Origin of the sequence: Acidovorax sp. (assembly GCF_046314175.1) — a bacterium.
Taxonomy (GTDB): Bacteria; Pseudomonadota; Gammaproteobacteria; order Burkholderiales; family Burkholderiaceae_C; genus Acidovorax.
Genome location: NZ_JBKBXG010000054.1, coordinates 25,664 through 37,039, shown reverse-complemented (window position 1 = coordinate 37,039; position 11,376 = coordinate 25,664). Strand labels below are relative to the sequence as shown.

Genomic DNA, 11,376 nt, shown 5'->3' with positions numbered 1-11,376 from the left:
GGTCCGTGACGACGACCGTGAGGCCCAGCGCCTTGGCTTCGGCCACGCCCTCCACGCTGGCGATGCCGTTGTCCACGGTGATCAGCACATCGGCCCCGCGCTCGGCCACGCGGCGTGCGATGGGGGCGGTGAGGCCGTAGCCGTCCGTCACGCGGTCGGGCACCAGATAGTCCACGTTCTGCGCGCCCAGCAAACGCAGGCCACGCACACCGACGGCGCAGGCGGTGGCGCCGTCGCAGTCGTAGTCGGCCACGATGACGAGGCGCTTGTTTTGCGCCATGGCGTCGGCCAGCAGGCGCGCGGCGGTGTCGATGCCTTTGAGGCCTTTGTCGCCGCTGGGCGGCAGCAGGCGGGCCAGGCCGTCGTCCAGCTCGTCTTTGGCACGCACACCGCGCGCGGCATACAGGCGGGCCAGCAGCGGGTGCACGCCGGCCTGCTCTAGCGCCCAGGCGGCGCGGGGGGGAATGTCTCTTGCTATTATTTTCATAGCTTCTCGCGCAGATCTGTAAAGCGCTGGGGCCTGAAAAAGCTTTGCAAACGCTGGGCCAGCGTCCGGGGCTCGGTGTGGAAGGCCAGCGCGTTGCGCTCGCCGCACAGCGTCAGCTGCACCGCCGCGCCGCTTTCGGCCTGGCGCAGCAGGTCGGCCACGGGGCCAGCGTCCAGCGCGGTCCAGGCGGCGGCCCAGGCGCGCCAGTCTTCGTTCAGTGCTGCGTCGCGCAAGGTGTTGGGGATGGTCGGTGTGTTGGCAGGAGACGGAGCGGGAGATGGAAGGACGCCGGTGCCATGCACCCAGAACGAGTTGATCACCGGCAACCCGCGCTCCGAGCGTTCGTCGTTGAAAGCGTGGGTGTAGAGCAGCATCTGCATCTCGCTGTGCAGGCGGTGCAGGGTCCGGGCCGCCTTTGCATCCGGCATCCAGGCGCGCACGTCGCGCTGCAGCACGCGCTCCAGCGAGGCGGTGGCCAGGTCGGCAAACAGCGGGCTGCTGGCCAGCCAGCGCGTGGGCTGGTCGTAGTGCAGGGTGATGCCGTCTTCGGCAAACCAGGGGGACACGATGGCGAGCAAAGCGCGCGATGCCGCTTCGTCCAGGGCCAATTGCTCGGGCCCGCGCAGCGTGACGTGGTCGGTGCTGACCTGCCACTGGCAGGGCGTGACAAACGCCCAGGCGTCACCGTTGGGTGACTGGCCTTGCTGGTGGCGGTGCCACGCGGCCCAGGGGATGCGCCCGTCCTGCGCTGGCAGTCCCAGCGCGCGCGCCAGGGCGCGTTCGTGGGGGGCGGAGAAGCTGGTCTCCTCGCCGCTGTCACTGTGGGTGGGATGGGGGCTGAGCCGGGCCAGAAGCCGGTCCAGGTGGGGCAGGGCCAGGCCCTGCAGGGCTTGCTGGCATCCGGTGGCTGCGCTGGCGGCGTAGGGAATGAGCAAATGGTTGGTGTCCGACATGGGCCTATTGTCCGGGATGCCACAATCTGCCCCGGCCCGCGGTATGCACCCGCACCGTGTGGGCCCTTCTTTCCAAATCCATGCAAATTCCCTACGAACTGGCCCTGGGCTGGCGCTACACACGCGCGGGCCGCGCCACCCGGCGCAACGGCTTTATCTCGTTCATCTCGGGCGTGTCCATGCTGGGCATTGCGCTCGGGGTGGCGGCGCTGATCATCGTGTTGTCGGTGATGAACGGTTTTCAGAAAGAAGTGCGCGACCGCATGCTCAGCGTGGTCTCGCACATCGAGATTTTTGCGCCCCAGGGCGCTGCGTTGGCTGACCCGGCGCTCACGCTGGCCGAGGCCAAGGCGAACCCCAATGTCGTGGGCGCTGCGCCCTTTGTGGCTGCGCAGGCGCTGCTGGCGCGCGGCGAGGACATGAAAGGCGCGCTGGTGCGCGGCATTGACCCGGCGCTGGAAGGCTCGGTGACTGATTTGGCCGCCACCAACGAGAAAACGTTGAACCTGCTGGTCCCCGGCGAGTTTCGCGTGGTGCTGGGTGGCGAGCTGGCCCGCGCTCTGGGCGTGCGCGCTGGCGATGTGGTCACGTTGATCGCCCCCGGAGGCCAGGTCACCCCAGCGGGCGTGGTGCCACGCCTCAAGCAGATGACGGTGGCGGGCACGTTTGATTCGGGCCACTACGAATACGACTCTGCCCTGGTGCTGCTGCACCACGAGGATGCGCAGCGCATCTTCCGCCTGGAGGGACCCACGGGCGTGCGGCTGAAGCTTAAAGACCTGCACCAGGCGCGCGAGGTGGCGCAGCAACTCGCAGGCTCGCTCAGCGGCCAATTGCTCATCCGCGACTGGACGCAGCAGAACCGCACCTGGTTTGCGGCAGTGCAGTTGGAAAAACGCATGATGTTCATCATCCTCACGCTCATCGTGGCCGTGGCAGCGTTCAACCTTGTATCGACCCTGGTGATGACGGTGACCGACAAACGCGCTGACATCGCCATCCTGCGCACGCTGGGCGCCAGCCCGAAAAGCATCATGGGCATCTTTGTCGTGCAGGGCGCCATGGTGGGCATCATCGGCACGGCCGTGGGCCTGCTGCTGGGTCTCGGTATCGCCTTCAACATCGACGTGATCGTGCCCGCCATCGAGAAGGCGCTGAACGCGAGCTTCTTGCCCAAGGACATCTACCTCATCAGCAAGATGCCCAGTGAACCCCAGAGCAGCGACATCATGCCCATCGGCATCATCTCGCTGGTGCTGGCTTTTGTAGCCACCCTGTACCCCAGCTGGCGCGCCAGCCGTGTGAACCCCGCCGAGGCCCTTCGCTATGAATAATGTAGCTACTAGCGCAATACCATCAAGCGCTGAAGGCCAAAATGGCTTAAAAAACCAGGTCGTGCTCGAAGCCCGTGGCTTGACCAAGCGGTTTTCCGAAGGTCGGCTGGACGTGACCGTGTTGCAGGGCGTGGACCTGCAGATCCATGCGGGCGAAACGCTGGCCATCGTCGGCGCGTCGGGTTCGGGCAAAAGCACGCTGCTGCATCTGCTGGGCGGGCTGGATGCGCCCACGTCGGGCACGGTGCGGTTGAAGGGCGAAGAGATGTCTTCGCTGTCGGCAGAACGCCAAGGCCAGCTGCGCAACCAGCACCTGGGTTTTATCTACCAGTTCCACCACCTGCTGCCCGAGTTCAGCGCGCTCGACAACGTCGCCATGCCGCTGCGCATCCGCCGCCTGCCGCTGGCGCAGTGCCATGCTGAGGCTGAGCGGGTGCTCACCTCCGTCGGTTTGAAAGAGCGCCTGATGCACCGCCCCGCCGAGTTGTCGGGTGGCGAGCGCCAGCGCGTGGCGATTGCGCGGGCGCTGGTCACGCGGCCCGCCTGTGTGCTGGCCGACGAGCCCACGGGCAACCTCGACCGCACCACGGCGGACGGCGTGTTCGATTTGATGCTGCAGCTTGCGCGAGACCAGGGCACGGCGTTTGTGATGGTCACGCACGATGAATCACTGGCCGCACGCTGCGACCGGGTGGTACGGCTGGTGCTGGGGCGGTTGAGCTAGGTCACGCCCCGCTGGCACCGCCGCCATGCCAAGGCGCGCGGGCCGTGTGGGCTGCGTGGACCGCGTGGGGGTCAGATGCCGAGAATCTTCTTGGCGCCCGTCAGCGCTTTCATCGAATCGTCGTGTTTGCCCGCCTTGTGGTGCATCTCACCCTCGGCGCGCAACTGTTTGACCTTGGCGGCGTTGTCGGCCGTCAGCGTGGGGTTGGTGGCCAGTTTGGCGTCGATGGCCTTCATTTCATTGGGCAGTTGTGGGCCAGCGCGGCGCCCGCAGCCATCGAAAGCAGCACAAGGGCCGAGGCCCGGATCAGAGAACGCATGGATGTCTCCTGGTTGGAACATGTGTTGATGACATTGCTACATCACCCTCCCATACCACCACACCGACAGCGCCGCCGCCAGCAAGGCCAGCGCCGCGCCTGCCAGTGCCAGCAGCGCAGAGATCTCGGTCTCCTTTTTCTCGACTGTCAGCCGTGAGCTGAGCGTTTCGTACACCTTCTTCAAGTCGGCCGCCGTGGCCGCATGAAAGTATTCGGCGTTGGTGCGCGTGGCCACGGCCTTGAGCGTTTCTTCGTCCAAGCGCACGCGCATGGACCAGCCTTCAAAGCCAATGGTTTCGCCTTGCACCGTTCCCACACCTACCGTGTACACGCGAACGCCGCGGTCGGCAGCCCATTTGGCGGCTTCCAGCGGGTCTACGCCGGTGGTGCGCTGGCCATCGGTCAGCATGATGATGGCTGCAGAGTTGAAGGATCCGGGTGCCACGGGGGTGAAGGACTTGGCAGGGTCCTGTTTGCCGATCTCGTCGATGGGGCGAGGGCGCATGGCCTGGCGGCCGCCCAGGGCGGATATGTCGATGCCCGCGTCCGGGAAGATGGTCGCCAGCGACAGCATGATGCCGTTGCCCGTGGCGGTGCCGCGCTGCAGCTGAAAGCTGTCGATGGCCTTGACCAGGTCTTCACGGCTTTGCGTGGGCAGCTGGGCCAGTTGCGCACTGCCCGCAAACGCCACGACGCCCACGCGCACGTGGCGGGGCAGCTCGGTAATAAAGGCCTTGGCGGCGTTTTGCGCGGCGGTCAGGCGGTCGGGCTCCACATCGGTCGCGCGCATGCTGCCCGACACGTCCATGGCCAGCATGATGGTCTGGTCCTGCGAGGGCAAGGTGATGACGGCCAATGGGCGCGCAGCGGCCAGCAGCAGGGCGATCAGTGCCAGCAGAAACAGCGCGGGCGGGATGTGGCGGCGCAGGTGCTGGCCGGGCCCCATGGCCTCGCGCACCAGAGACAGGCTGGAATAGCTGAGCGCCGTTTTCTTGCGCCGGTGCAGCAGCCACCAGTACAACAGCACCAGCACGGGGACTACCAGCAGCAGCCAGAGCAGGGTGGGCCAGAGAAAAACCATGGTGGCGTGTCCTTGGGGCGTGGGTTCGGTGGTGGGTTGCGTGGGGCGACTTGACTGACTTACGCAGCCACGGGTTCGGCTGTCCACGCCAGGGACGTTGCCAGAGGGCGGCGCACGCGGCGCTGGCGCATGTCCATGAAGCGCAGTAGCGCGTCCACCAAGTCGTCATCGGTGCACAGCTCCAGCGTGTCGGCGCCTGCTTTGGTCAGCCCTTCGCGCAGCACGGCCTCGCGCTGGGCGGCCAGGCGGGCGAAGCGGTGCCGAAACCCCGCATCATGTGTGTCCACCTGCAGTTGTTCGCCGCTTTCGGCGTCGCGCAGCGTGACCAGGCCCACGTCGGGCAGTTCCAGCTCCAGCGGGTCGAGCAGGCGCACGGCCACCACGTCGTGGCGCTGGGCGAGCTGGGCCAAGGGCTTTTCCCAGCCGGGTGCGCTGATGAAGTCAGACACCACAAACACCGTTGACCGGCGGCGCACGCTGGCCAGGCCTGTTTGCAACAAGCGATGCAGTTCGGTAGCGCCGCCTTTTTGTTTTGACGGGCCCGCCGCCATTGCTGGCGGCGTCAACAACTGGTGTACCAAATGCAGCACATGCGCGCGGCTGCTGCGGGGGGGCAAAACGGTGTCCACCGCGCGGGCAGCGGTGTCTCCTGCACCGTAGAGCATGGCGCCCACGCGGTTGCCGTGGCGCGTCAACAGGCGTGCCAACACCGCTACAAAGCCGGTCAGGATGTCCCGCTTGGCATTGCCTTGCGGGCCGAAGTTGATGGACGGGCTCAGGTCGAGCAGAAACCAGGCCGACATCTCGCGGTCTTCGGTGAACACCCGCACATGGGGGATGTTCAGGCGCGCGGTCACGTTCCAGTCGATGTGGCGCACATCGTCATGGGGCTGGTATTCGCGCAGGTCGGCCAGGTCCAGCCCTGTGCCGCGCATCAGCGTGCGGTAGTCGCCATGCAGCAGGCCGTCCAGGCGGCGGATCACCTTCCATTCCAGCTCGCGCAGCAGGCGGTCTGCCTGCCCGGGCAGGGTGGGCAGCGTGCGGGGTGCGGGGGCGGGTGTGGTGCTCATGGTGAAAAACGCAAGTCGCCTTCAGGCGGCTTTCTGCTCGTGGTGCAGCGGCCGGGCAGGCGCGGGTATCTTGGCCATGATGCGGGCGATCAGCGCATCGGCATCCAGCCCTTCAGACAGCGCCTCGTATGACAGAGCCACGCGGTGGCGTAGCACGTCGGCTGCCAGGTCGGTCATGTCTTCGGGCAGCACATAGTTGCGCCCGCGCAGCATGGCCAGTGCCTGGGCGCCTTCGGCCAGGGCAATGGTGGCGCGGGGGCTGGCGCCGCAGCTGATATAGCCCGCCAGTTCCTTCAGCCCGTGTTTGGCAGGCACGCGGGTGGTGGCCACCAGCTTGACGGCGTACTGCAGCATCGACGGGTCGACATACACGGTGCGGCATTCGGCCTGCAGCGCGGCCAGTTGGGCGGTGGTGGCCACGGGCAGCACCTGCACAGGCAGATCGAGCGCGCGCTGGGCGATCACAAATTCTTCCTCTTCGGTGGGGTAGCCCAGCAGCACCTTCATCATGAAGCGGTCCACCTGGGCCTCGGGCAGGGCATACGTGCCTTCGGTCTCGATGGGGTTCTGCGTGGCCATCACCAGGAAGGGAGAGGGCACCTTGTGCGTTTCGCCCGCAATCGTCACCTGGCGCTCCTGCATCACTTCGAGCAGCGCGCTCTGCACTTTGGCCGGGGCGCGGTTGATTTCATCGGCCAGCAGCAGGTGGGTGAACACGGGGCCCAGCGTGGTGCTGAACTCACCCGTCTTCTGGTTGTACATGCGGGTGCCCACCAAGTCGGCGGGCACGAGGTCGGGCGTGAACTGGATGCGTTTGAAGCTGCCCTGGATGGTGCTGGCCAGCGTCTTCACCGTCAGCGTCTTGGCCAGGCCCGGAACGCCCTCCACCAGCAGATGTCCCTGCGCCAGGATGGCGACCATGACGCGCTCCAGAAAGCGGTCCTGGCCGACCACCACGCGTTTGACTTCGTACAGCACCTGTTCCATCAGCGTGGCGGTGTTGGGTGTGGCTTCCATGGTTTCTTTCCTTGTCAGTGATCAACGATGTTGCGGACCGTTTCCAGCCGTCGAGACTGGCGCGAACCAAGCCAGTGCACCCGTGGAACTGGCTTTGCCAGGCCACCGGGTGCGTCCCCCTCCCGAAGGAGAGGGGGAAGGCGCGAAGCGACTCAGGGGGTGCTTCATACTAAAACGGTGGCATGCCTACCGCCGAGGCGGCGTTCTCGATCGGCACGGCAAAACCAATGCCGATGAATGTGCGGGCCGGTGTCGGGTTGAGGATGGCAGTGACGATGCCGACAACCTCGCCATCCATGGTGACCAGCGGCCCTCCGGAGTTGCCCGGGTTGGCGGCAGCGTCGAACTGGATGAGATTGCTGAGCTGGCGTTTGCCTTCTGGCGACGTGAACTCGCGCTTGAGCCCGGACACCACGCCCGCCGAAGCCGAGGGCCCGATGCCGAAGGGAAAGCCCACGGCCACCACCTGATCGCCCGCGCGCAGGTCCTGGGTGGACCGCATGGGCGCTGCCGCCAGATCGTCGGGCACCTTGTGGGCCTGCAGCACTGCCAGGTCGTTCTCGGGCTGCGCGCCGGTGATGCTGGCGGTGGTCTCCAGCCCGTCGTGGAAGGTGATCGCGATGCGGTCCGAGCCCAGCACCACATGCAGGTTGGTCAGGATGATTCCTTTGTCGACGATGACCACACCGGTGCCTACGCCGCGCTCCACTTCTTCTTTGCCGTTTTTGCCGCGGCTATAGCCCACCACGCGCACCACCGACGGTGCAATCGCATCCACCGCCCGCGCTGCGGCCGAGGGCAGGGTGGTGCTCTCCAGCGTGCGCAGCACAGCCGCGTCAATGTCTTCCTGGGTGATCTTGCGAGCGGCGGGGCGCTGGTGTTGCCACAGGCTGGCGATGAGCAGGGCGGTCAGTAGCGCCACCACGACCCACAGCGTGCGCAGGTGGCGCCGCGAGATGTTGGCGCCTACCTGTTTTGCGGGGGCATCTGGCGGCGTTGCGTAAGCCGCCGACTCTGTGGCTGGCGCAGCCACCGGTTCGACCGTCTCGGGGGCGGGGCGGCGCGCATTGCGGGAACTGCTGTAGAGGGCGGGCCGGGGCATCCTGTCACCTTTACTTGCGCCGCAAACGGGCGCACGGTTTTCACGGTAGCACGGATCGTTGCCAAATGCACTTGCGGGGTTTCATCGGGCATCATCCCTGCATGACTGTATGGATTGACACCCACTGCCACCTGGATGCGCCCGAGTTCGATGCCGACCGCGATGCCGTGCGCCATGCCGCCACGGGCCAAGGCGTAGGCCATTGTGTAATTCCTGCGGTGGAGCGCAGCAACTGGAACACGGTGCGCGCATTGGCGCACCAGTATGGGGACAGTTATGCGCTGGGTATCCATCCGCTGTACACCGGTCGCGCCGATGATGGGGATGTTGCTTCGCTTGCAGAAATGTTGGAGCAGCACAGTGCCGACCCGCGTCTCGTGGCCATTGGCGAGATCGGACTCGACTACTTTGTGCCGGGCCTGGACCCCGCGCGCCAGGAGCGCTTTTACCGTGCCCAGTTGCAGCTGGCCCGCCGGTTTGACCTGCCCGTGATCCTGCATGTGCGCCGCTCTGCAGACAAGTTGCTCAAGGGGCTGCGTGATTTACCAGTGCAAGGTGGTATCGCCCATGCGTTCAACGGCAGCCTGCAGCAGGCACACGCCTTTGTGGCCATGGGCTTCAAGCTCGGCTTCGGTGGTGCCGTGACGTACGACCGCGCTCTGCAGTTGCGCCGCCTGGCGGCCGAACTGCCCGCCGACGCCCTGGTGCTGGAAACCGATGCGCCGGATATCCCCCCGCATTGGTTGTATGTCACCGCTGCAGATCGCTCTGCAGGTCATCTGCAGGGGCGCAATACGCCCGGAGAGTTGCCGCGCATTGCGCAGCAGGTGGCTCAGCTGCGCGGCGAGCCGCTAGAGCAGTTGGCCCAGGCCACCACCCGCAATGCGGTGTCGGCCTTGCCCAGGCTGGCGGCGTTGGGGTTGTGATTTGCCGGGGGCTGGTTGCCTTCGTGCGTTTGCGGGTGCACGGCAAGCCATTGGCAAGGGCGTGGAAGGGGCAATATGGGGCCGGTAACATTTGAACGGTATGCGTTGCAAAACGGCGCACCCGTGGATGGCCCCTGATAGACCTGTGAAGACCGCATGAAACAACGCCTGCTTCGCTTGATGCCCACCCCTGAAGCACTGCGCGGCAACCGCTGGCTGCGCTGGCTGGGCCCCGCTTTGCACCACCCCCGTCTGTGGCACATGAGCCGCCGTGGCATTGCAATGGGCATGGCGCTGGGCGTATTTTTCGGTTTGCTCATCCCCATAGCTCAGATCCCTTTCGCTGCCGGTGCTGCCGTGGTGCTGCGTGCCAACGTACCTGCGGCGGTGGCCAGCACGCTGGTGACGAATCCCGTCACCTTTGGCCCCGTCTACTACGCCGCGTGGCGGCTGGGCAGCGCCATTTTGGGCGAGCCCGTACGCCCCGGCGAAGAGCCCCGGCTGGCCGAAGTCAAGCTGGAAGAATCGCCCGAGCGTGGGTGGTGGGAGACACTGGTGCAGCGTCTGCGCAGTGTGGGAAAACCCCTGATGCTGGGGCTCGCACTGGTGGCGACCGCTGTGGGCTTGCTCACTTACCTGCTGGTGACGTGGATCTGGTTTGTGAGGGTGAAATGGTCCCGCCGCAAACGGCGCACACGCGTTGGGCTTGGCGCAGACAGCCCATAACACGGGGTTGTCAGAACGACCCCAGCGCCGTGCCCAGCGCCACCACGGCCGCCAACGCCAGCAGCGGTATGGCCACAGCCACCACAAAAATATCGAGATAGGACTGGCGGTGGCTGAGCTTGCAGATCGACAGCAATGTGATCACTGCGCCGTTGTGGGGCAGTGCGTCAAGCCCGCCCGTGGCGATGGCGGTGACCCGGTGCAGTAGATCGGGCGAGATTCCTGCAGCGTTGCCCATGGCCAGCCAGGTGGCGCCCAGCGTTTGCAGTGCAATGCTCATACCGCCCGAGGCAGACCCCGTAATGCCTGCCAGCACATTGACCGCGATGGACAGTGAAATCAGCGGATTACCGGGCGCGATGCCCAGCACGGTGTCCCGGATCAGCGCAAACCCGGCCAGCGATGCGATGACAGCGCCATATCCCACCTGCGAGGCGGTGTTCATCAGCGGCAGCACCGCTGCGCTGGCGCCGTCGCCGAGTGTGTCTTTGAACCGGGGCAGCCGCGGCCGCTCCAGCGCCACCAGCAGCAGAATGGCCGCAAACAGCGCCACGCTGACGGCCCACAGCCCGCGCACCGCCTGGATGTTGGTGCTGCCAAACTTGTCTTGCGCCAGGTAGTGCGTATCCATCGCCGGAAACAGCCAGGTCGACAGCGCGTAGTTGAGGACGATCACCAGCACGATGGGCGCCATGGCCCGTGCAAACGGCGGGGTACCAAGTCCGGTTGCTGCGGGCAGAGCGCCAGGCGCATCGTGTTCGGTAGGCCGCATGTTGGTGGCAGGTGTGTCATCGGCATCACCTGCGTCGTAGCCTTCGCCCCGTGCCTTGGCTGACGCGGCGCGCGCCAGCAGCCACCAGCTGCCCAGGCCCGCCATCACCGCGCCCGCAATAAGGCCCAAGCCGGGTGCAGCAAATGGGGTGGTGCCAAAGAACGGCATGGGAATCGCGTTTTGAATGGCTGGCGTACCCGGCAAGGCCGTCATGGTGAACGTGAAAGCCCCCAGCGCAATGGTGGCGGGCATCAGGCGCCGTGGGAGGTTGGCCTGCCGGAACAAGGCCGCTGCGATGGGATACACCGCAAACGCCACCACAAACAGCGACACCCCGCCATATGTCAGCACCGCGCAAGCCGCCACAATGGCCACCAAAGCCCGTTGGGTGCCGAGCACGCCCACAATGCCCTGGGCGATGGCGCTGGCCGACCCAGAGGCTTCCATCAGCTTGCCAAACACGGCACCCAGCAGAAACAGCGGGAAGAATGCCACCACGAAACCGCCCAGCGCGGGCATGAACACCTGGGTGTAACTGGCCATGAGGGGTGCGTCGGCGCTGAACAAGGTGGGAACCAGCGCCATCAGCGGAGCCAGCAGCAACACGCTCACCCCGCGGTAGGCCAGTGCGATCAGCAGGCCGAGAGAGACAAGGATGCCAAGGATGCTGCTCATGAAGGGGCGGATGCGTTGGGCGTGCGGTGAAAGACGTTTCATCCTACGGCCCATGAGGCGCTCAGGCTTGATGCATATCAAGACCCGGGTTCGCAGCCCTTTCCATAACTGTCCAGGCCTGACACATTTGCAGTGAGTGGGTCGCCCTGTTGGTCTGCTGCCCAGCCCACCTTCCGACCTACGTGAATCT

At 65.8% G+C, this 11,376-nt stretch carries 11 protein-coding genes and 1 pseudogene; 4 read left to right on the top strand and 8 right to left on the bottom strand.

The features are described from left to right. Together ACK4OE_RS16070 and ACK4OE_RS16065 are read right to left on the bottom strand one after the other, a co-directional pair. Positions 1-487, bottom strand: a 487-nt coding sequence (locus tag ACK4OE_RS16070; RefSeq protein ID WP_409885979.1) for a DHH family phosphoesterase, incomplete at its 3' end; no start/stop codon positions are given. Next, complete coding sequence (locus ACK4OE_RS16065; RefSeq protein ID WP_409885977.1) at positions 484-1,440, bottom strand: phosphoglycerate mutase; 957 nt, start codon at positions 1,438-1,440, stop codon at positions 484-486. The genes ACK4OE_RS16070 and ACK4OE_RS16065, both read right to left, overlap by 4 nt. A gap of 80 nt (positions 1,441-1,520) precedes the next feature. On the opposite strand from ACK4OE_RS16065, the gene ACK4OE_RS16060 reads away from it, so the two are divergent. Both ACK4OE_RS16060 and lolD read left to right on the top strand, forming a co-directional pair. Continuing rightward, a complete protein-coding gene (locus tag ACK4OE_RS16060; RefSeq protein ID WP_409885975.1) occupies positions 1,521-2,774 on the top strand; it encodes a lipoprotein-releasing ABC transporter permease subunit in 1,254 nt (417 codons plus the stop codon). Continuing rightward, a complete protein-coding gene (gene lolD / locus ACK4OE_RS16055; protein WP_409885973.1) occupies positions 2,767-3,498 on the top strand; it encodes a lipoprotein-releasing ABC transporter ATP-binding protein LolD in 732 nt (243 codons plus the stop codon). Before ACK4OE_RS16060 ends, lolD begins: the two co-directional genes overlap by 8 nt. A gap of 71 nt (positions 3,499-3,569) precedes the next feature. Here lolD and ACK4OE_RS16050 read toward each other — a convergent pair. The 5 genes and pseudogenes from ACK4OE_RS16050 to ACK4OE_RS16030 form a co-directional block, all read right to left on the bottom strand. Continuing rightward, positions 3,570-3,817: pseudogene (locus tag ACK4OE_RS16050) on the bottom strand (hypothetical protein). A gap of 37 nt (positions 3,818-3,854) precedes the next feature. Then, positions 3,855-4,898 carry a VWA domain-containing protein gene (locus tag ACK4OE_RS16045; RefSeq protein WP_409885971.1) on the bottom strand — a complete coding sequence of 348 codons (1,044 nt, stop codon included), beginning with the start codon at positions 4,896-4,898 and terminating at the stop codon, positions 3,855-3,857. Between the two features lie 59 nt (positions 4,899-4,957). After that, positions 4,958-5,968 (bottom strand): DUF58 domain-containing protein, encoded by a 1,011-nt coding sequence (locus tag ACK4OE_RS16040; protein ID WP_409885969.1) that lies wholly within the window; start codon positions 5,966-5,968, stop codon positions 4,958-4,960. Positions 5,969-5,989: 21 nt separating this feature from the next. Further along, positions 5,990-6,985, bottom strand: a complete 996-nt coding sequence (locus tag ACK4OE_RS16035) for an AAA family ATPase (protein WP_409885967.1) — start codon at positions 6,983-6,985, stop codon at positions 5,990-5,992. Between the two features lie 169 nt (positions 6,986-7,154). Continuing rightward, positions 7,155-8,087, bottom strand: a complete 933-nt coding sequence (locus ACK4OE_RS16030) for a S1C family serine protease (protein ID WP_409885965.1) — start codon at positions 8,085-8,087, stop codon at positions 7,155-7,157. A gap of 101 nt (positions 8,088-8,188) precedes the next feature. On the opposite strand from ACK4OE_RS16030, the gene ACK4OE_RS16025 reads away from it, so the two are divergent. Together ACK4OE_RS16025 and ACK4OE_RS16020 are read left to right on the top strand one after the other, a co-directional pair. After that, a complete protein-coding gene (locus ACK4OE_RS16025) occupies positions 8,189-9,013 on the top strand; it encodes a TatD family hydrolase (RefSeq protein ID WP_409885963.1) in 825 nt (274 codons plus the stop codon). A 156-nt stretch (positions 9,014-9,169) separates the two neighbouring features. Next, the gene (locus ACK4OE_RS16020) at positions 9,170-9,739 is read left to right on the top strand and encodes a DUF2062 domain-containing protein (protein ID WP_409885961.1); all 570 of its coding nucleotides are present in this window, start codon (positions 9,170-9,172) and stop codon (positions 9,737-9,739) included. Between the two features lie 10 nt (positions 9,740-9,749). Here ACK4OE_RS16020 and ACK4OE_RS16015 read toward each other — a convergent pair whose 3' ends face one another. Next, positions 9,750-11,186: a GntP family permease gene (locus ACK4OE_RS16015; RefSeq protein WP_409885959.1), complete on the bottom strand. Its 1,437-nt coding sequence runs from the start codon at positions 11,184-11,186 to the stop codon at positions 9,750-9,752. Positions 11,187-11,376 lie beyond the last annotated feature (190 nt).